The 22,184-nt window shown below is 33.0% G+C and carries 18 protein-coding genes; 7 read left to right on the forward strand and 11 right to left on the reverse strand.

Going from position 1 to position 22,184, the window contains the following annotated elements; all coding sequences use genetic code 11:
* Nucleotides 1–2: 2 nt before the first annotated feature.
* From MODO_RS04910 to MODO_RS04940, 7 genes are all read right to left on the reverse strand, one after another.
* On the reverse strand, nt 3–704 hold the full coding sequence (locus MODO_RS04910; protein WP_006263789.1) for an ABC transporter ATP-binding protein: 702 nt from the start codon (nt 702–704) through the stop codon (nt 3–5).
* Entirely contained in the window at nt 688–1,941 is a 1,254-nt protein-coding gene (nosD, locus tag MODO_RS04915; RefSeq protein ID WP_016649276.1) for a nitrous oxide reductase family maturation protein NosD, read from the reverse strand. The genes MODO_RS04910 and nosD overlap by 17 nt, the downstream gene beginning before the upstream one ends.
* A gap of 36 nt (nt 1,942–1,977) precedes the next feature.
* Nucleotides 1,978–2,415 (reverse strand): nitrous oxide reductase accessory protein NosL, encoded by a 438-nt coding sequence (locus tag MODO_RS04920; RefSeq protein ID WP_016649277.1) that lies wholly within the window; start codon nt 2,413–2,415, stop codon nt 1,978–1,980.
* A gap of 1 nt (nt 2,416) precedes the next feature.
* Nucleotides 2,417–3,025 (reverse strand): hypothetical protein, encoded by a 609-nt coding sequence (locus MODO_RS04925; RefSeq protein ID WP_006263786.1) that lies wholly within the window; start codon nt 3,023–3,025, stop codon nt 2,417–2,419.
* A gap of 89 nt (nt 3,026–3,114) precedes the next feature.
* Nucleotides 3,115–5,073 carry a Sec-dependent nitrous-oxide reductase gene (nosZ, locus tag MODO_RS04930; protein WP_059050810.1) on the reverse strand — a complete coding sequence of 653 codons (1,959 nt, stop codon included), beginning with the start codon at nt 5,071–5,073 and terminating at the stop codon, nt 3,115–3,117.
* 22 nt (nt 5,074–5,095) lie between these two features.
* The gene (locus MODO_RS04935) at nt 5,096–5,620 is read right to left on the reverse strand and encodes a c-type cytochrome (protein ID WP_016649278.1); all 525 of its coding nucleotides are present in this window, start codon (nt 5,618–5,620) and stop codon (nt 5,096–5,098) included.
* Nucleotides 5,621–5,916: 296 nt separating this feature from the next.
* The gene (locus tag MODO_RS04940; RefSeq protein WP_147285760.1) at nt 5,917–6,255 is read right to left on the reverse strand and encodes a hypothetical protein; all 339 of its coding nucleotides are present in this window, start codon (nt 6,253–6,255) and stop codon (nt 5,917–5,919) included.
* A gap of 607 nt (nt 6,256–6,862) precedes the next feature.
* On the opposite strand from MODO_RS04940, the gene MODO_RS04945 reads away from it, so the two are divergent.
* Entirely contained in the window at nt 6,863–7,444 is a 582-nt protein-coding gene (locus MODO_RS04945; protein WP_016649281.1) for a Crp/Fnr family transcriptional regulator, read from the forward strand.
* 231 nt (nt 7,445–7,675) lie between these two features.
* Entirely contained in the window at nt 7,676–8,539 is an 864-nt protein-coding gene (locus MODO_RS04950; RefSeq protein ID WP_059050813.1) for an SDR family oxidoreductase, read from the forward strand.
* 104 nt (nt 8,540–8,643) lie between these two features.
* Here MODO_RS04950 and MODO_RS04955 read toward each other — a convergent pair whose 3' ends face one another.
* The 4 genes from MODO_RS04955 to MODO_RS04970 all read right to left on the reverse strand — a co-directional run bounded on the left by MODO_RS04955 (nt 8,644) and on the right by MODO_RS04970 (nt 13,852).
* Nucleotides 8,644–10,224 (reverse strand): MFS transporter, encoded by a 1,581-nt coding sequence (locus MODO_RS04955; RefSeq protein WP_059050814.1) that lies wholly within the window; start codon nt 10,222–10,224, stop codon nt 8,644–8,646.
* 113 nt (nt 10,225–10,337) lie between these two features.
* Nucleotides 10,338–11,456 carry an HlyD family secretion protein gene (locus MODO_RS04960; RefSeq protein WP_016649284.1) on the reverse strand — a complete coding sequence of 373 codons (1,119 nt, stop codon included), beginning with the start codon at nt 11,454–11,456 and terminating at the stop codon, nt 10,338–10,340.
* A 118-nt stretch (nt 11,457–11,574) separates the two neighbouring features.
* Nucleotides 11,575–12,894, reverse strand: coding sequence for a TolC family protein (locus MODO_RS04965; RefSeq protein ID WP_059050816.1), 1,320 nt, complete (start codon nt 12,892–12,894; stop codon nt 11,575–11,577).
* A 91-nt stretch (nt 12,895–12,985) separates the two neighbouring features.
* Nucleotides 12,986–13,852, reverse strand: a complete 867-nt coding sequence (locus tag MODO_RS04970) for a helix-turn-helix domain-containing protein (RefSeq protein WP_059050818.1) — start codon at nt 13,850–13,852, stop codon at nt 12,986–12,988.
* Between the two features lie 237 nt (nt 13,853–14,089).
* On the opposite strand from MODO_RS04970, the gene MODO_RS04975 reads away from it, so the two are divergent.
* The 5 genes from MODO_RS04975 to MODO_RS04995 all read left to right on the forward strand — a co-directional run bounded on the left by MODO_RS04975 (nt 14,090) and on the right by MODO_RS04995 (nt 22,184).
* The gene (locus MODO_RS04975; RefSeq protein ID WP_059050820.1) at nt 14,090–14,638 is read left to right on the forward strand and encodes a sigma-70 family RNA polymerase sigma factor; all 549 of its coding nucleotides are present in this window, start codon (nt 14,090–14,092) and stop codon (nt 14,636–14,638) included.
* Nucleotides 14,639–14,904: 266 nt separating this feature from the next.
* Nucleotides 14,905–15,825 carry a FecR family protein gene (locus MODO_RS04980; RefSeq protein WP_059050822.1) on the forward strand — a complete coding sequence of 307 codons (921 nt, stop codon included), beginning with the start codon at nt 14,905–14,907 and terminating at the stop codon, nt 15,823–15,825.
* Nucleotides 15,822–19,238 (forward strand): SusC/RagA family TonB-linked outer membrane protein, encoded by a 3,417-nt coding sequence (locus tag MODO_RS04985; RefSeq protein WP_059050824.1) that lies wholly within the window; start codon nt 15,822–15,824, stop codon nt 19,236–19,238. Before MODO_RS04980 ends, MODO_RS04985 begins: the two co-directional genes overlap by 4 nt.
* A gap of 10 nt (nt 19,239–19,248) precedes the next feature.
* Complete coding sequence (locus MODO_RS04990) at nt 19,249–20,925, forward strand: RagB/SusD family nutrient uptake outer membrane protein (protein ID WP_059050826.1); 1,677 nt, start codon at nt 19,249–19,251, stop codon at nt 20,923–20,925.
* Nucleotides 20,926–20,945: 20 nt separating this feature from the next.
* Nucleotides 20,946–22,184, forward strand: a complete 1,239-nt coding sequence (locus tag MODO_RS04995) for a YdcF family protein (protein WP_059050828.1) — start codon at nt 20,946–20,948, stop codon at nt 22,182–22,184.

Consider the following 22,184-nt stretch of genomic DNA (forward strand, 5'->3'; position numbering starts at 1 on the left):
AATTAATTGTCAGTTAAAATATTAGCAATGGCATGTTCAAAATTATCTTGTTTAGTTAAATTTTTGAGTTCTTGAATAGTACCATTAAAGTAAATCTTTCCTTCAAGTATAAAAACAATTTTATCAGAGACCTCCTCTACAAAGCTCATAATATGTGAAGTAACAAGTATTATTTTACCTTTTTTCTTCTCTCTAATTATAAGTTCTTTTAAGATAATTAATGCAGCTGGGTCTAAACCTGTAGTAGGTTCATCAAGTATTAGTATAGGATTGTCAAATAAGAATGTAAGTAGGAGGTTTACCTTTTGTTTTGTACCACCAGAGAGTTTGTTTAGTTTTTTGTTTAAGAAAGGAGAAAGCTTAAAAATATCAATGTAATAGCTTTCGTCAATAGATTTTTCATTTCTAAGATCTTTAATCATTTTGATTAACTCTAATACCGTGATATTATTCGGAAAGTTTGCTATCTGAGGTAAGTAGTCAATATCTTTTCTATAGTTCCAATTTTTTGATATTTCTTGGTCATTGATACATATTGTCCCTTTATCAGGGAACACCATACCCAGTATGCATTTATTCAGAGTTGTTTTACCACTTCCATTAGGACCCAAGATTGCTATGACTCCTTCTTCTATGCTTAAGTCAATACCTTTTAAAACTTGTATTTCTCCAAATTTTTTATGTAAATCATTTATTGCTATCATGTTTAATTTGTTTTATAAAAGGTTTAGAATCAATTAGATTGTCAGGTGTGAATACAGGTGCTACTTTTTCAGAGAAATCAATAATATCCACAAATAGACTGCGTAAAAAGATTATAGATTCAGGTGTTTTATTTACCACATAAGAAAATAGTCGAATAGGTCTATACGGGACATCGCCTATACCATCTTTATCAAGATCATAACCTGAATAGTTACTCCAGTAGTTTCCTTCAAAACTATTCTGATTCAATTGACCTTGATATAGTAAATCAAAAGAGTTATTTAGGAAGTTGTTGTTGTTGACTTTATTTTGATAATTAGCTCCCTTAGAATTGATAGCCCATCCGTTGTTGACAAAGTCATTGTGAAGATATTCCACTCTATTAGATCCTTCAATATTTATTGCTGTTGTATTATTTTTAAATAGATTGTAAGAAATACTCGTATCATTAACTTCTTTTAACAGTACTCCGTATGCAGCAGATCCCCAATTATCACTAAAGGTATTATGATACATCTTCATAAATTTAGAAAACATAATAGCAACGCCAGCACCATTCTTTGTAAAAGAGCAGTTAGAGACTGTATCATTATTAGAAAACATAAAGTGGAGTCCATATCTAACATTTTGTTTACTAATGTTATTATCTATTGTACAGTAACTTGAGAATTCTAGATAGATACCGTCCCTAACTTTCTCTACATAATTATTCTTTATTTCTATATAGTTGCTATACCAGAGTTGTATGCCATTTCCAGAATTAAACTCGCTCTTAGCTTTTCCATAGATCTTGTTATTTAAGACTTTTCCATTTTTAGATTTTTCTAAGTAAATACCAAAGAATAAGTCTTCAATGATGTTATTTTTAATTACAAAGTTTTGACTTTCTCGTACTCTAATTGCGGCATAATCTTTAATATAGCTAGTACCCACATTAATGATTTTGAAGTCTTGTATTGTCACATCATTAGCCTTTACTATAAAAATTTCTCCTTTGTTATCACCATCTATAGTTGCGTTGTTTCCTTTTATGGTTAGAGGTTTATTTATTAAAATATCTGTTTCCTTATATGTGTCTGACTCAACATTTATTACATCGTTGTCTTCGGCAAGTTCAATAGCTTTCTTAATGGATGTAATAGTTGAATTTCTACTGACAGTGATAGTCTTAGCAACCCCACAAAACCCTTGTGTAAGTAACAATAAAAACAGAAAATTTTTAAATATTAGATTCATAAGTATGTGAGATTTTGTTTGAATAGGTGACGATTTTTAATGTCTTTTTATTTGTTTAACAATATCTGTATAGGTGTATATTTTGCCAGAGTTTTGTTCTATAAGTTTTTGTGCTTCTTGATTTGTCTTGGTCGCAGATAAGAATGCCCCCATTGGGCTTGGGATGTTCTTAGAAATAATAAAAGTAGCTTCTTTAGCAGGGATTAAAGTACCTGGATTTGTAAGATCAGAAACAAGTATATGTAAATAAGGTCCTTGATTTTGTTCGTTTTCCGCTGTATAAGAAATCATGCATTCAATTGCGTCAAACTTATAGTTCTTTCCTTTATCTGTGACTACCTGTGAGGCATGCTTGTTATCTACTATCCCCATTTTACAGAAATCACAATTGTCTACTCCATATTCGATAGGAGAGATTTTAGCTGTACATGAACAAAAAAGAAGTATAATACCAATTAAGTAATAAGTTTTCATATTAATTGTTTTTTATTTTTCGGCCTATTAAGTAAGCAATAAAAGTTAATAACATACCGAATGCCATTAAATATGCCCCTGTATGAGGATAAGAATATGCATCAAAGTTTAAGATTTTTCGATGACCAAATAGGGGAGGTTCATAGGTAAGTGGATTACCAGCTGAATCTACCATTTTCATAATGGCATGTGGATCTAAATCACTTCCATATTCTATTAACCAAAGATTGAAGTCATACATGCCTGCTATTCCTAATACAGCCATTAAAATCAACCAACCTAAGAATAAACTGGGTTTTACTTTATTAAATAATCCAGCTATACCAATAGCAATACCTAAGACAGCCATTGAAGCGATTACAATAGGAAAGACTGTGAATTCCCACATTTGTTCAGGTTTAGGAATTGTTTTCATTCCAATATAGTGATTAAGACCATCTATGTTTTGAAGATCAAATTCTTGAACACCTTTAATCCCATCTATATATATGTCCATACCTAAAGGGATGGGATATTGAGGGGCTCCTAGTTCTATATTCCACAAGGGGAAGTAGAATAACGATAATAGTAAAGATGAACCTATTATCATTAATATGGATGAATTTCTCATTTTACATTTTTTAATAAAGGACAAAGCTTATAAGCTTTGTCCTTTAAAGAATTAAATAAAATAATACGTATAATTTAGAGGATGGCTACTTATTCATCATCTAACGACCATGACAATTCAATTTTAGAATCGGCAGGTGATACTCTAACATAACCTTGCATTTCTTGGTGTAATGCAGAGCAGAAATCTGTACAGTAGAACGGCCAGACTCCGACTTGTTTTGGTTCCCATACAATAGTTTCTGTTTTACCAGGAGTTATAAGTAACTCAGTTGTATTAGCTCCTAACATTGCAAAACCGTGAGGAACGTCAAAATCTTGTTCTAGGTTTGTAATATGGAAGAATACTTTATCTCCAACTTTAACACCTTCAATATTATCAGGAGTAAAGTGACTTCTAATCATAGTCATGTATACATGTACTTCATTCCCTTTTCTAATAACTTTAGTGTCTTTAGGTGACTTAGCTACTGCAGGGTGTTTATTTTCATCCAGTTTGTAGATTTGTCTAGATTTGTTTTTAATTTTATCTGCTTTAATAGCAGCAGCGTAGTGTGGTTCTCCAATAGTTGGGAAATCGAGGATTAACTCCATTTTATCCCCTGAGATATCATACAATTGAGCTGAGTGGTTAAGATCAGGTCCTACAGGTAAATATCTATCCTTAGTTATCTTATTCATTGCTACCATGTATTTGCCATCAGGTTTTCTAGAGTTACCACCAGGGATCATTAAGTGACCTACTGAGTAATAAGTAGGTTTTCTATCAATAATCTCCCAAGTTCCTAATTTCCATTTAACTACTTCTGAAGAAATAAAGAAAGTAGTATAAGCATTTCCTTTTCCATCAAATTCAGTGTGAAGAGGTCCTAATCCAGGTTGTTCTACTACTCCTGCAAGTACATCGTCAAATTTTAGAATAGGCAATCCATAAGCTTCACCATCAAACTTTTTCTTTTCGATTGCATCTAACATTTTAGTAAAAGAGTGAACGGTTAGGTTAGCAGATAATTTTCCATTTCCGATAATGTATTCTCCTGAAGGATCAACGTCACAACCGTGAGGTGATTTAGGAGTAGGAAGTAGGTAAACTAATCCAGGAAGCTCACTAGCATCTAAGACAAGAACTTCTTCTTTCATTGTACTTGTAGCAGTGTGAGTATTATTGTCAAACTTGTTATGAGCATATTTTGCAGGCATTTTTTTACCTTTCCCTGCTTTGATATATTCTTCTGCTTTTTTCCAGTTTACAGCAGCTATAAAGTCTTTGTCATTTTGTGATGAATTGACCTCTAGTAAGCTATGCGCTTCTTCTGTATTATAAGTAGTAAAGAAGAACCATCCATGAGATTTACCTCTACCAGGGTGTGCTAAATCATAGTTAAAACCAGGCATTTGAATTTGGAAGGCTAAGTCCATATCTCCTGAATCTTGATCAACTTTGATAAAAGATAATGACCCTTTAAAGTTACCTTTATAATCTTTAATAGGCATATCTCTTTGTGGAATAGGTACAGAGAATCTAGTACCTGCTACTACGTATTCTGTGTTTTCTGTTACAAAAGAAGAACTGTGGTTACCAGCACTATTCGGAATTTCTATAATTTCTGCTGTACTGAAATCTTCTAAGTCAATTCTAGCAATACGCGGAGTATTATTACCATTGATAAATATCCATCTTCCGTCAAGCTCTCCATTTGTTTGAGAGATATCAGGATGGTGAGAGTCATCCCAAGGTACGAAGCCATGAGAAGTCATTAACATTGGTTTAGTCTCTTCACTATATCCATATCCTTTTTCCGGATCTTGTGAGAATACAGGAATTACTTTAAAAAGCCTTCCTGATGGTAGGCCATAGACAGATAATTGTCCACTAAAACCACCAGAAAAGAAACCATAGTATTCATCATATTCGCCGGGTGCTACATATACTTTTTCAGCAGCATTAGAAGATATTGCTCCCTTGTTACTTTGTTTTGAATTGCTACAACCAATTAAAAATAAAGAAAGAAAACAACTCGTTAATAATATATTAAGGTTTTTTTTCATAATTGATACTTTTTATATATTTCTAAAGTGTTCTGAAGTATTCAAGAACCGCTCGTGCATCTTCTTCTGACAGGTTCTGATTTGCCATTGGAGCTCCGTTAAATTCTTTTAAAAGGTCTTTTGCTAAAGGATCCTTCTCTAACATCTCTTCTGGTTTAAGAATCATATTCATGACCCATTCAGGAGAGCGTCTTTCAAGAATTCCTTTTGGTGCAGGACCAATAAATTTCTTATCAAGTTTGTGGCAAGCAGTACACATATTTTTGTAGATTTCCTGTCCTTTACTTGCCATGGCTTGATCTATATCACCTAATTTTACTTCTTTGATTGGACCAACACCTTTATTGTTTAATTCAACACGTTCTGAAGCTGGTAAATTACTATCATTTGAAGCAGTTGTCTTTGTTGATTGTTCTTCAGTTGTTTCTATCTTTCTTTCATTAGTTATAATATTTTCTTCTGTATTATTTGTTGATTTATTATTACAAGATACTATTGTAATACAACTAGTAGCTAATAGGAATAATGAAAAGGATTTTGAAATCATTACAATTAATTTTTAAATGTTATGTGACCAAAATTATATGGTTTTCGCATCATAATTTATGATTCGAATCACAAAGTGAGAAATAAAAGGACAAAAACATCTTTTTTTAGAAGCTCAAATTCTAAGTATAGATAAAATAGGATCGAATCGTTACTATAAGGGGTGAAAATTGGTGAATATAGAGTAAAAATGGTCTTATTTATTTTAGGTATAAATAAAGAGTTTTAGAACAAATTGAGAAGTATTATTAGAACAGTGTAGGTATATCTGAATTTGTTTTTAGAATATATCATCGTTTAATGTGTAACTATATTCATTTGCTTATCATTTAGATAGCTAATCCAATCCTCTCCAACAAACTCTCTATCTGCTAATACACAATTAATACAATCTTTACCAAACCAATCAATAAAAGTATTGATAAGTTCTTTTCGCTCATTTGTATTTGAGTTACCACGCTTATCTAACATTTTAAATAGTATTGGAAAACACATATTCTTATAACTAATACCTAGCATTAAGATGTTTATGTCTTGTTTGCCAAACTTCCAATTGGTGCGATCCATCACAAGAACATAAGATTCTTCATTAGGTATAAGTGCAAAAATAAGTCTTGAAACCCATTCCAATTTCAAATCAACTGAAGATATAAAGCGCTAAAATACCTCTATAGTTACTACTAGTTTCGGCACAATTGTCAAATCCAGTTGATACTTTAGAAAAATTCACAGACTTTACTTTGCATAGAGAGATGATAAACAAACAAATAAGTCGGATCCTAGCTAACCCCAGTTTCCCTTTAAAATTAGCTTTTAAAGTTGTTAGAAGTTCTGTATTTTTGTACTCTAGGCTGTTGTTCGTTTTTAAAGGCATTATGTCAGAATTAAACCTTTAATATACTGAATGTCAGTCTTTTTTACAAATTATCCCGTCCTTTATTTATCTTAAAATCAACTAATTAATAATTTTGTCGTGTACTAAGAGAAAATATATTTGCTTTATTCTTTTTAGCCAGTGAGTAAAACGTAGTTCTTGCACTTTAATTTTTTTCTTTTCAACTTATAGAGGCGCAGTCTTAATCAAGTCGTCGATATTAGTAAAAGCTACCGTAAAGATTAGGATAGCTTTTCTGTTTAAGAAAAAGGGATAATAAATTATCCTTAATGGAGTAGATAAGTGATTTATTGCTCTAAAAATAAAATTAGGTTCTGTACCTTGCTTGTATTTTAGAAGTATATAGAGATGCAAAACAAACTTATAGATTATATCAAGACCTATACACCACTTACTTTTCAAGAACAGGAATATCTGATATCCCATATTGTTTATAGAAGTTATGCTAAGCAAGAGATCTTATTTCAAGAAGGAAATGTATCTAACGAAATCTATTTTGTGACTAAAGGTTGTGTTAGGCTGTATTATAAGGTTGATGAAATAGATAAGACGGGGTTCTTCTACACCGAAGGACAGTTTATCTGTGCTGGCGAGAGTTTTACCTATAAAGTAGAGGCTAGTGAGAATTATCAAGTATTAGAAGACACAGAGTTATGTGTATTAACTAGAGATAATATAGAATCTCTATTGAAGTTAGCTCCTGTATTTGAGATTATCGCTCGTATTGCAGTAGAGAATGAATTATTAACAGCACAGCGTATTATTCGCTCTTTTGTTACCCAATCTGCCGAAGAGCGTTATAAAGAACTCTTAGCTCATCAGGGAGAACTTTTCTTACGTGTACCCCAGCAGTATATCGCTACCTTTTTAGGGGTATCACCAGAGACGTTGAGTAGAATCAAAGCTAGAGTTTTAACCCAGATTAAGTGATAGAGATATAAACGAAAAGTAATTATACAAAATAGGTTTGAATTAGTGATATAAGTATACTGTAGTATGTTTTTTAGAGTTAATGAAACAGATATGAAGGCAAAATGTTTTGAAGTATTTGGCTAATGCTTAATCTGGGGTTAAAGTAATTTCTTTTCTTGACGATAGTCAAGAGCTTTTTTGGGTTTAGTTATGCAACTTTGTGTAGAGAAATAAAAACAGCAAAGTAAGATGACCAAAAGAGTTTTAGTAGCAGGAGCAACAGGATATTTAGGCGGTGAATTAGTGAAGGAACTAAAAGCAAGAGGATATTGGGTAAGAGCTTTAATCCGCAACTCTTCACAACGCGATAAAGTCGTCCTAGCTGATGAGGTATTTATTGGAGAAATAACAATACCTCAAAGCATAAAAGGAGTTACACATACAATAGACTATGTGTTTTCTACCCTAGGAATCACCCGTCAGAAAGAGGGAATGACATATATGGATGTCGATTATCAAGGAAATTTAAATCTATTACACGAGGCGTGTATCACTGATGTAGAGCGCTTTTTATACGTATCTGCTATCAATGGAGATAAACTACGTCATTTAAAGATATTTGAGGCAAAAGAAGGTTTTGTGGATAAACTTAAAGAATCAGGTCTAGACTATAGAGTAATTCGGCCTAATGGTTTTTTTTCAGATATGCGCGATTTCTTAGAGATGGCTAAGTCGGGTAGAGTTTACTTATTTGGTAAAGGGGATAAGAAGCTCAACCCTATTGATGGACGTGATCTGGCTAAGGTATGCATTGACAAAATGGAAGGTACCGAGAGAGAGTGTAGCGTAGGAGGTCCTGATATAGTAAGTCATAGAGAATTGGCCTTACTAGCTTTAAATGCATGGGGTAGGGAAGAAAAAATCACCTATATTCCTGATTGTATACGAGTATGTATCATTAAGCTATTGCGTCTATTTACCTCTTCTAAGACCTATGGACCTTATGAATTCTTCTTGACAGCGATGGCAGAGGACAATATTGCTCCCTGTTATGGAAATCGTCATTTGAAAGATTTCTTTAATCAAGAAGGTGTAGTTCATAGAAAGAATTAAAAATTAGGAGTTAGAAATTGTTTGCCCCTTGGTTTAAATTAAAAGAACCTCTAGTTCTTTGTTCTTTAAAAGAAGCAGTGTACTAGAGATTCAAAAGTACAAATCTATATATTGTTAGGGAGCTGGTTTTCGATACTCTCTTTATCTTTTTTGCTCATCATAAGATTACCTAGTTTATTGATATACACACGAGTTTTCAGTGTGCGTATTCTACCGTAGTGGTGGAATAATACATATAATAATACACCTATACTCGCGATATTAATATACCCATATACTGTCTTGGTGGCAGCGAGTACCCCGTTTAGTTGGACAAGGGATAGATTAATACCAGACCCTGACCTTAATAACATGGCATCGTCTAGGTATACGGCTAAGTTGTTTAGACTTTGGATTTGGAACTGGTATTGTGTCCAGCTGTATAATGCACTAAAGATCCCTACAGCGATAAATGTACGCCATAGAATAGCAAACCCGATTAGTCCTAACATACTAGCCAAGTCTAATTTATCTAAGGTGTAATACCAAGTGGTAACAAAGATGACTCCCATTCCATATCCTTTAAAGAACATGGGTAGATACCACATCGAATAGCTGAATTCTGTTGCCATAGCAAGGTACATCATCACACTGTACATAAGAAATGCTGAGAATCCTGAGAAGACTAGCATGCGTATAGGGATTTCGTTTTTATACCAATAATAACAGACAACTGCCGCAGTAATAAGCCCCGGAATTAATAAGAGATTTAGAGAGGCATTGGTCATGGGATTATATCCTAATATACCTACGGCAAATATATTCTGTATCGTAGCGGTGGCAAGGTACATCCCTAAACACAATAACATAATCGTTCCGTGTCTTACATTGTTCTTCTTAAAGGCATTTAAGGGCAGGAATGGTCTTCTAATTAACTGCTGGCGAATGACAAAAATAAATAAGAGGATACCAAATAATAATAAGGCATATCTTATGATCTCTGAGTCAAACCAAGCTTGTTGTTTACCAAAGGCTAGGATATAGGCTAAGGTCATGAAGGTTACATTGAATAAAAGGATGCTAATCCAGTCAATGTAAATAAAAGGGACCTTGCGCATAAAGCGTTGATTGTGCTGAAATACAATACAAATCAATGCAGCTCCAAAGCACATAATAGCTAGGTTCATATAGCTAATCTGCCAGCTGAATATAAAACTTACTTTCGCTACAAAGTAACCTGATAATTGGGTGATAACTAGTAGGGCAGAGTAGTAGATACTGTAGAATATTCCTCTGTTACCACCTACGCTTAAAAGCATCATAAGGGGTAATACTACCTCCATCATTCCCATCATTTTAAATACTCCTATTAGATAAGAACAGGCTATAATAATATAGGGTTGATGTGTAGTGGATTGTACCAAATATAATAAACCACACATGGTGAGTGAGGTTACAAGAAGTTCTTTTGTTCTGAATCGCGCTTTGATTCTAACAATAAGAGGCATGACCGTACCTAGACCTATGGCATAGGCATAGTTAGCCCATAGGTAGTACTCTGTCATCGAGCCTGTACTACCCACGATATTGGTGATATTAGTGGTATATATTCCACTAATACTACAGAACACAGCTGCTATGATTACAATGAGTAATAGCATGACTGGTTTTGGTACCCAAGAGTGAAATAATCCTTTGTTATACATGTTTGTTTTTTGTGAAATCGTGAAATCGTTTTTTTTGTGATGTTGTTTGAAAGACAATTTCACTATTAAAGTTGAGTAAAGACTGTTAACTGTCAACTGTCCACCGTTAACTCTTAATTAGCCAGTTGTATATTCATATTCATCCCCGCTTTAAGGTTAGCGATGTTTTCTATATCATTCGTATCTGTAAATTCGATACGCACTGGGATACGCTGTTGTACCTTGACGAAGTTCCCCGTAGAGTTATCCGTAGGCATACTAGAATATCTAGAACCTGTAGCAGCAGAGATAGCCGTTACTTTTCCTTGAAAGCGTATTCCTTTTACAGCATCAGCTGTCATGTCGATAATACTACCTATTTGGATATTGTTCATTTGAGATTCTAAAAAGTTGGCTGTTACCCATTTCTCATTATCTTTTACGATAGTAGTAATTTGCTGGCTAGGCGAGAGTAGTTGTCCTTCACTGATTAGTCTTCGTCCCATCACCCCATCATAAGGAGCTGTAATCACTGTGTATGACAGGTTTAGTTTAGCCATATCTAACATTGCTTTTGTACGTTTGATATCTGCTTCATTCAGGGCAAGACGTGTTTCTATCTCTGATACTGAAAGTTTGGTTGTGTTTTGTTGTTTTATTAAACTTTCATAAGCAGATTTAGCAGCTTGGTACTCCGTTTTTACTTGATCATATTGTTGTTGGGTAACAGCCTCAGCTTGTAATAAATTCTCGTATCTTTTGTTGTTTTGTTCTGCGTTCCACAATCTTGCTTTTGCCCCTTCAATATTAGAGCTAAATACCCCGATATTATTTGATGCTGTATGAATAGAGGAGTTAGTTACTTTCTTAGCAGCTAATGCGCTTAAATAAGCTGCTTCAGCTTGTTCTACTTGCGTTAAGATTTCTCTATTGTCAAGGATAACTAGTGTATCTCCTTTTTTGACTTGCTGATGTTCGATGAATTTGATCTCTTTAATATAAGCAGATACACGGGTATTGATAGGGTTAATGAACTCTTCTACCTGTGCTGATTCTGTGTAATCTCTATCGTTGATGTGAAAGTATTTAGTCAATAACCAGAAGAAAGCGATTCCTATTACCGCAAATGTTAGGGTGTTGACTAAGAGTATCTTTGTTTTCTTCTTTTTTTCTTTTTTAGCTTTATCCTCTACAACTTGCTCTACTGGAGCTTGAACTGGTTGTTCAGTAGTTGTATTTTCTTTATTTTCCATTGCTTATTTTGTTTTTTTGTGAAATCGCGAAGGTGTGAAATCGTTTTTCTATTCCCTTTTTTTCCGTTTCCTGATTCCTTACCAGCGTAGGCACTAATTCTTAATTGCCCGCAGGGCGTTACAGTGTCCCTGTTGACTTTAATAAATTGTAGTATTGGTATAATACGTTTATTTCTGCATTGGCGTACTGAAGTTCGGCTTCTAATTTTGCATTAGTTGCATCTGTCATCTCTGCTTGTATAGCCAATTGGTTTAGGTATTTAGCCTCTATTATCTTATAGTTCTCCTGTGCGAGTTGTTGACTTTTCTTTAATAGATTAGCGTTTTGTATAGCCTCATCGTATTTGGTATAAGCCGCATTGACTCCCATTTCTAATTGTTGTTGTACAAGGGTGAATGTTTCTTCAGCTTTGTCTTTTTGAAGTTTCTCTAGTTTGACCTTTTTGGGTGTTTTATATAAATTGTCAATATTATAAGTTAGTGATACCCCTACTTGCCAAGCGTTAGAATACATATCCATCACAGGATTAGTTGTGGTGATAGGTCTAGTCATATTATACCCACCTACTGCAGCTAGAGTAGGATACTTATCTGTATTGGCAATCTCTATCTTTTTTTGTGCCGCTTCGACTCCTTTTTCTACTCTTTGTATCATCGGATGTTGCGCATAGGCTAGATCTAGATAATAGTTATAATTCCCTTCTAGTGGTCTGTGTACAAGAGCTTCATTAGGCGTTATTTTACTTGAGGTCGGCAGTCCTAGTGCAATCGCCAAATTATAGTTTAGAATCGATAGAGTATTATCTACACTTAACAGGGCTTGGTCCATATTCTGAAGGACTAATTCACCTCTGATTACTTCATTACGTGTCATCATCCCTTCTTTATAATATCTATTGACATTCTCAAGGCGGATTTGGGCTAATCTTTTATTGTTTTGATAAACTTGCTCTTGATGAATAAGCTTATATACATCTAGGTAGTTAGAAATAACTAAGAACTTAATGCTTTGTTGATCTTGTACAAGGTCTAGAGAGGCAAGCTGTTCGCCTATCTTAGCGAGTTCTATATTCTTATTAATCGCTCCCCCTTTAAATAGCAGTTCAGATGCCTGTACTGCATAGCTATTGCCAAAGTGAGGCATGTCTTTAGTCATGACTTTACTGAAATCTCGGTCTAATATAAGGGCATCTCCTATATAAGAAGCATTGGCAGTGAATGCAAGATTAGGTAAGCGCTGTTGTTTAAGTAATTGAGTTTGTTGTTCGCTAATGTTTTTGTTTAATGCAGAGACTTTAAGTTGTTGATGATTTTCCATCGCTAAGTTCACCGCTTGTTCTATACTAAGTGTTTGGTCGCTTACTTGGCTATATATTGAAGTATATGAGAGTAGTAGTAAGCCTAATCCACAAAAGTATTTGTGAATATTTCTTTTCATTTTATTTGTACTTTATGCCGACAAAGTTAGCTCAGTAGTACATGGTATAAAATGATTGAGAATATCAAAAAAGATGTTTAAAAGTATTATTCTATAACTTAAACATCTTTCTATACTGAGTTGGGCTGGTACCTTGATGTTTTTTAAAGAAGTGAGCGAAAGCATACTGATCACTAAATTGAAGTTTAGTAGCTAATTGTTTGATAGGCAAAGTAGTAGTGGATAACTGTGCTTTAGCTTCGTTAAATATAAACTCATTAATGATTTCTAAAGGTGTTTTTCCAGAAGTTTCTTTAACGACTGTACTTAGGTGTCTAATAGAGAGTTGTAGTTTATCTGCGTAGAACTGAACAGACTTAGTCTCTAGGTAATAATCAGAGACTAGCATCACGAATTTATACGTGATCTTTTGCTGTGAGGTCATCTGATTAATAGAATCTTCACTTCTAGGCGTGGCTACGCTTACTAGGTGGTAGAGGATGATATTAAAATAATTTTCTATAATGTATTGACCATACTCAATCTCCTTGAAGTGCTCCAGGTAATAACCCAGTGACTCTACATTGGTCCAGAAGATCTCTAGTTCTTGTTTGCTAATGTGGAAATTGCGTTGTAACTGTGTTTTTAAATCTCTATATACTTTTAATCGGTGAAGCTTAAAAGAAGCAGTTTCTAAGAAATTTCGATCATAGCTAAGTAGTCTCAGTTCTGCATCTGGGCTTATCTCTAAGATTTCGTATACGTATTTGACATCAATAAGGAAGATAGAGTTCTCTATGATTTCGAATTCATTAATCTGTTCTCTTATTCTTAGTCTTCCTTTTTTAACAAATAGAAAGGAAGAACGAGTGGGTCTATAGGGATGCCCAAAGTTGGCATGATCAAAGATGTTTTGTTGATCGTATATCTGTACATGTATAAATGAAGAATTGGCTGTCTCTATATTTCCTTGAAGCATAAGGATGGTTTTATAGGTGCAAGGTAGGGAAAAAATAGGGAGTATAGGCTCTTTATATGTAAGTAGAATACTCGCTGAAAGAAGCGATCTGATTAGAAATATTTTAGGGATACGGAGTTATAGAGGTAGGGGGAAGTTTTCAATTTAGTATCTATATAATATAATTTTTTGTTAATGATTATTTAATTCTTATTAGTTGTGCAAGCTATACTTTAGCATCGATTAATCAGACATAAGATGGCACTATCAAGAGATCAATGGGTTGATATTAACTACTATAAGTATTGGGATATATTGTATTATCTATCTTGTAATATTACGAGAGATAAGGATCTATCAGCTGATATAGTTCAAGATGTTTTTGTGAATATATGGAATAATTACAGCAATTTGATAATCGATAATTCTAAAGCTTATTTAATACAATCTGTTCGTAATAAAAGTTTAAAAGCTATTAGTACAACTAATTTTAATACTGTTCAGTTAGAAGAGGTATATAATGTATTAGTAGATAATGAAATATTAAGTAGAGAAGAAGAAATAATGTTCAAGGAACAATTAGTTAATATGATATATAGTAAGGCTCAAGAAGTACTACCAGAGAAGTGTTATCAAATATTTGTTCTTCGATATAGTAATAAATTGAGTTATAAAGAAATCGCATTAAAACTTGGGATATCAGAAAGTACTGTAGATAATCAAATTAGTAAAGCTTTAAAAAGTATTAAGAGTTCTTTACCTTATTTGGTAGATTATATTATTGTGATAGGTTATTTGATTGGGTAACCCAGAATTAGTACTAATTAAATATAGCAAAGTTATTTTGCTTCATAGCTTTTCTCTTAGTTCTAAAACTATACTAGAGTATGTAGGGGGTATTTATTTAGGTGTGTTTTTTATAATTGTTTTCGTTTATCAGTTTATACTTTGTTCTGAGTTGAAAAGCAATGTTATCTAAGTGTTACTCATATTAAGAATAAGTTAAGCGTTTGTTTTTGCATAGGGAGTTATAATAATAGAGGACTCTTACTTATGTAAGACAATCTTAAATTATGCAAAATAAGTTTAAACATTTTTTAAATAAATATTTACTAGGTACAGCTAACTCTACAGAAAAAAAAGTTGTGGAAGACTTTTCTGATAATTTACAGAAAAGACCATTAATAGAATTAAAGACAATCCAAGAGAATAGTAAACTGAGAAGCTCTATATATAATAGTATAAAGTATAAAACTAGAGAAAGAAAGCGAAGAAAGAATTATAGATTATTATCAATAGGTTTTTCACTCTTATTAGTGGTAGGTTTAACAATTTATCAAAAGAATATTTCTGTTAATAATCAAGAATTAACATATTCTACTTCTAATGAGTTAGCTAAACATATTATTCTACCAGATGGTACTGCTGTAACGCTAAGTAGTAACTCTACATTAATCGTGTCAAATGAGTTTAATCAATCAAACAGAGAGATTAAATTACTAGGTGAGGCTTATTTTAAAGTTGCTAAAGATGCCTCAAAACCTTTTATTATTTCGTCAGATAATTTTGAGACACAAGTTTTAGGAACTTCTTTTTGGGTGAAACCAAATATAGTAGAAGTCTCTACAGGGCGAGTAAAAGTTAGTAATTCGTTAGATATTGAAAACTATGTTATTTTAACTGCTGAGCAAAAGGTTTTGCTAAAAGATCATAGATTATATAAAAACACGCTAGATGCGTTTTCTTGTATTTCCTCCACTTCATCTTATCTCATGATGAATAATATCACCCTTACACAGTGGAAACAAATAATAGAAAAAGAGTTTGATATCCAGATACACTTCCTGGAAGATATTATTTCAACAAAAGAATTTATTCAAGCAGACTTTAGAAACTCTACTCTAGCAGATATCGTTCAGAGTGTCAGTTATATGTATGATTTTGATTATAAATACGAAAATAAAACTATAATTATTAATAACACCAAGAAATGAGATTAAATTACTATTGCCGGTTAAGAGTAGAGACATATCTTTTTTGTCTTTCTTTATTGAGTACAGGCGTTTATGCTACTAATCAGACAGTTTCTGATAAGACAAATGTACATGTCTATGTAAGTAATTCTTCTGAAACAGTGAAGAGTTTATTTGAAAAAATAGAACTACAAACAGCTTATAAAGTAGTCTATTCTCCCTCTACATTAGATACCTCTATTCCTCTTAGATTTACTAGTAAAGAACGTGAACTAGAGAAGTTGTTAGAGGATATTGCCTTAAGAACAGGATCTACATATAAGATATCAGATAAATTCATCACTTTTAAATCACAATATGTTATTTCTAAAGGAGATAAGGTTAATACAGGTCAGCAAAATAATAAGACTGTTGTCAAAGGGGTAGTTAAAGACATTCATGGACTAGCACTTCCTGGAGCGACTGTAAAAATAAAAGAATCTACAGAGGCTGTAGCTACTGATCTAGATGGTAGTTTTATGTTAGAAGTAGTCCAGAATAAACCGATCATATTAGTAATAGAGTATATAGGATATGATACTAAAGAAATTAAGGTAGACAATCCTGAATATACTTCTATAGTCCTAGAAGAAGATGCTCGTAGTTTAGAAGAAATTGTAATCACTGGTTATACAACAGAGAGCAAGCGAAATATTACAGCTGCTATTTCGACTATTAATGTAGATGGTATTAAGGATGTTCCTAAGGCGGATGTAGCCGAGATGTTACAAGGTAGAGCTTCAGGGGTACAAGTCATGAGTGATAATAGTCCAGGTGGAGGGAACTCTATTCGAATAAGGGGGTTCAGCACTATTAATAATAATGAGCCATTAGTAATCGTAGATGGAGTACCTGTAGCTAATGGGTTGAATTCGATTAATAGTAATGATATAGCTTCAATGCAAGTATTAAAAGATGCTGCTTCATCTTCTATCTATGGTTCTAGAGCGGCTAATGGAGTGATTTTAATTACAACAAAGTCAGGAGGGAGAAATGAAAAAATATCTATAGATGTAAGTAGTTTTACAGGTGTTCAAAGTGCTTTTAACCTACCTAAGATGCTAGATGCTCAGCAGTACGGTGATATGTTATGGCAAGCTTATAAAAATGATGGTGTTGCTCCTAAACATGATATTTATGGAAATGACCCTACCAAAGCAACTATTCCGCTTTATTTAAATAAAGATAAAACTATCAAAAGTGGTAATGTAGATTGGGTTAAAGAAATATTTAATCCTGCTACGATTCAGTCTCACAATATATCATTAGCAAAAGGAGGGGAGCACTCTAGTCAACTTTTTTCGTTAGGGTACTTTGATCAACAAGGAATCATAAAAGACACTTATTTTAAAAGATTTTCAGGACGTTTTAATTCAGATTATAGATTCTTTGATGGGATCTTGACAATAGGGGAGAATCTTAATGCCTCATATACAGAAAATGTTGGTATCGGTACTAATGCAGCATTAGGGTCAATAGTATATAATGCATTTATGTATCCTTCTATAGTGCCTGTTTATAATGAGTTAGGAGAGTTTTCGGGTAATCCATTAAATGATATTCAAAATCCTAGAGGGCGTTTAGATCGAAATAAAAATAATAAAACAAAGGAGCTGAGATTATTAGGTAATTTATTCGGAGAGTTAAAGTTAAATGATTTTACTTTTAGGTCGTCTATAGGGCTAGATTATGTAAATATAAATGGAAGGAACTTTTCACCAAAGTTTAATGAAATACTAGTTATTAATCCAGTTAATTCACTATCTACTAGAAATTCGTTTAATTATCAGTTTACTTTTACTAATACACTGAGTTATAAGAAACAATTAGGCAATCATAATTTTGATGTATTATTAGGACAAGAAGCTGTCGAGTATTACTATGAAGGTTTTTCTGCTTCAAGACAGAACTTTATGTATGAAGATCCTAATTATTGGTTTTTAGATTATGGTACAGCCAATCAACTAAATAGAGGTAATGCTAATGGGTGGTCATTAAATTCCTTCTTTGGTAAAGTTCATTATAATTATGATGGGAAGTATATTGTATCTGCTACAATGCGTAGAGATGGAACTTCACGATTAGCTAATCACAAATGGGATACTTTTCCTGCTGTGTCACTTGGTTGGAGGATAGATAGAGAAGACTTTTTTGATTTAGGAGATACGTTTACTTCATTTTTACTTCGTGGTGGCTGGGGAGTTACAGGAAACCAACAGGTACCCTCTTACTCAACTATAAAAAGTTATTCTAGTAATAGCTATAATTCAAATTATGATATTAATGGAGGACAGTCATCTGTTGAGACAGGTCTGATTCAATCTAGAGTACCTAACCCAGAGCTAAAATGGGAGACTACTACACAGAGCTCTTTAGGAGTTGATTTAGGTTTTTTTAACGATAAACTGAATGTAACAGCAGATATCTATAACAAGAAAACAAAAGATATTTTGGTCTATAAATCGCTGCCTTTGACCTATGGTGGTACTAGTGATGGACAGTGGGTAAATGATGGAGAGATGACCAATAGAGGTTTAGAATTAAATCTATCTTATCAAGATAATATTAAGGATCTTCACTATAATATTAATTTCAATTTTACAACTTATAAAAATGAATTGACAGCATTAAACTCTGTTAATTATCTAGGTATTCCTTCTTCGTCTTTACACAGTGTAAACTTTGGACAAGAAATCTCTAGATCTGCTATAGGCCAACCAATAGGCTCATTCTTTGGTTATGTTAATGATGGGATATTTAAAAGTCAACAGGAGATCGATAAGTATAAATTACAACCTAATGCAAAACCAGGTGATTTAATCTTTAGAGATGTAAATAATGATGGTGTGATAGATGACAATGATAGAACATTTATAGGTTCTCCTCACCCTGATTTTATTCTCGGCTTTAATGTAGATTTAAAATATAAGGGGTTTGATTTAAGTATGTTTTTTAATGGAAGTTTTGGCAATAAGATTTATAACTTAACAAAATATAACTCTCATTTCTTTAATCAATCAGCTTATAATAAGTCTTCTGATGTATTAGGGGCATGGACACCTGACAATCCGAATGCTTCTATACCAAGATTATCCTTAGATGATACTAATAACAATATACGCCCTTCATCTTATTATGTGGAGGATGGCTCATATTTCAAGTTAAATAATTTACAACTAGGTTACTCTTTTGGAGAAAAACTTCATAAACAACTAAAAATGAGAGTTTATCTACAAGCAACAAATGTATTTACGATTACTAACTATAGTGGATTAACTCCAGAAGTGGGACTACAAAGTTATTCTAAGAGTAATAAAAATTTAGATATAGGTATTGATCGTGGGCTTTACCCTCCTGCACGTACTTTCTCTATGGGATTAAGTATTAATTATTAAAATATAAGTAATGAAAAGATATATTTCAAATAAAACATATAAGATACTATTTGCCACAACTATTATGGCAGGAGTAATGAGTTCATGTTCTAAAGACTTTTTAGATGAAACTACTTATGGAGAAGTATCACCAGACAAGATGACAGATCCTAAGAATGTAGAAAGAGTAATTATAGGGGCTTATAAGATGCTGAATGGACAGATGGATAATGCTTCAAATGCAATGAATTCTCCAGCGTCTAATTGGAGTTTTGGAGATGTGACTTCGGATGATGCATATAAAGGAGGTGGAGGTACTGGTGATCAAGGGCAAATCCACAGGATGGAGTTATACCAGACAGATCCTACTGTAATAGATATAGAAAGAAAGTGGAGTGCATTATATGAAGGTATTAAAAGGGTAAATGACGCTCTACGATTATTAAATCAATCAGTAGCATTTGATCCAGAACTAAAGAAGCAGAGACAGGGAGAATTATTCTTTCTTAGAGGACATTACTACTTTGAATTAAAGAAGATTTACAATAGAATTCCCTATATAGATGAAACAATTGTTAACGTAGAGGATTATAATAGATCTAATGTAGAGTTTACTTCTGAGGAGTTATGGCAGAAAATAGTAACAGATTTTGATAATGCATCAAAAGTATTACCTTCTAAGCAAGCACAGATAGGAAGGCCTACTAGCATTGCTGCTAAAGCCTATTTGATGAAGACAATGATATATCAAAAGAAATGGCAAGAGGCTTATACAATCTCAGAAGAGGTGATGTCTAGTCAATATAAGCTTCTGTCTAATTTTGAAGATGTGTTTTTACCAGAAAATGACAATAGCTCAGAAGTAATATTTGCAGTACAACATTCTATTAATGATGGTGATCCTAATAACTATAATGGAAGTATAGGAGATCGTCTTACAGCTCCAGGAGGCCCTTTTTATCCTCAGTATGGTTTTCATAGACCTTCTCAAAATTTAGTTAATGCTTTTAAGACAGATGCTAACGGATTACCTGTAAAAGATAATGTAGATGTAAACAGTCAAGATTTCGTAGATCCAAGATTAGATTATACCATAGGTAGACCAGGTATAACATATAAAGATTTAGGAGTGACGTATGATGCATCTTGGGCAAGGGATGTAGCTACTTATGGAGTATATGCACCAAAGAAACGTATAGTTTCTGCTAAATCATCTTATTATGGCGCGACTTGGCCTTATGTTTCTGCGTTGAACTATTATATTATTCGTTATGCAGAAGTAATGTTATGGAAGGCAGAAGCAGCTGTAGAGTTAGGTAAATTAGAAGAAGCTCGAAGTATCGTAAATGCGATTAGAAAAAGAGCAAAAGAGTCAAAGTATGTGATGGCTTTAGATGGTAAGTCATACGCTGCTAATTATAAAATAGGCTTATATAATGATAGCTGGAGTAATGTAAATAAGGCTAGAGAGGCTGTACAATTAGAGAGTAGATTAGAGTTGGCGATGGAAGGAGAACGATTCTTTAATTTAGTGCGTTGGGGGATAGCAGATAAGGTTATTAATCAAGAGTATCTAGAAGCAGAGAAGCATAAACGTTCATTTTTGACAAATGCTCATTTTACTAAAGGAAAGAATGAATATTTTCCTATTCCACAAAGATATGTAGATGGGGCTACTTCTAAAGTCGAACAAAATCCTAATTATTAATATTAAGTAATATAAAACAAATGAAAAAAATAGTAGTAGGTTTCTTACTCGCTGTATGTACTTTTTCTTTCGGACAAAGTGGTGAGAATAAAAGTGTAACATTGTTAAGAAATAGTAATTTTTATTTTTTAGATCAGCTTTCTAAACAACCTAGTCTTGTTAAGTTGCTCAATGATAATAAGACTTTTACAGAAATAAAACATAATAGACTAGATCTAATCAACAAGTTAGTAAATAGTGAAACTTTCCCTAAGAGTGAAGAATTGGTTCATTCTTATATTTTTACAGACGATCAGATAAAAAGTATCTCTGATGAGTTAGTTGCTTTAAATAATAAAGAGAAGAAAGTAGAAACTTTCTTTGAAGAATTAAAGCAGTCTAAAAAATACATTAATTACAATGAGATGAGTCAGAAAGATTTTATCTCTAATGTAGTGAAGTTAAACTTTAGTGGATTAAATCATACCTTAAAAGTGTATGGATTAGGAGAGAAGCCATTTTATCCAAATATTGATTCAGTATCTTATGATAAGAATTCACGTTATTTTAAAAGAGCTATTTTATTTTGGGCAAAACATTTAGCAAATGAATCAGATTATTCTAAGGCTAGCTTCTTTGAACCAATGTTGGATTATGGACTGTATTTGATGTATATGAACCACAGGGATGAAGGTATTAGATATGAGCCTCTAGCGGCATTGTATAATAAGAGCGCTATAGAATATGCTAAACGCATTGATTTTAAAAAGTATGAATACAATGCATTAATCGTCCTAGGAGATGGACCAGAGAATTATAGAGATCCTTTGGGGGCGTTAGGAAAATTGAATCTAAAATTAGCAGTAGAACAGTATAGACAAGGTAAGGCGCCTTTTATTATTGTTTCAGGTGGACACGTACACCCAAATCGTACAGAGACTTGTGAAGCTATAGAAATGAAAAAAGAATTAATAGGGTTATATAATATTCCGGAAGAGGTAATTATTGTAGAACCTTATGCTAGACATACGACTACTAATCTTAGAAATGCTACTCGTTTAATGATTGAATATGGTTTTGATATTAAACAAAAAAGTATGATTGTCTCTTATGAGTTACATACAAAGTCAATAGCAGATAAGAAGTTTTTAGAACGTTTTATGCGTGAATTAGGTTATTTACCAGGGAAAATAGTTAAGCAGAAAAAAGGGGAGTTATTAGACTTTTACCCATCTGAATTACTACTACAAATAAATCCTTTAGAGCCGTTAGATCCATAA

The sequence above is a fragment of the Myroides odoratimimus genome (assembly GCF_001485415.1).
Classification (GTDB): domain Bacteria; phylum Bacteroidota; class Bacteroidia; order Flavobacteriales; family Flavobacteriaceae; genus Flavobacterium; species Flavobacterium odoratimimum.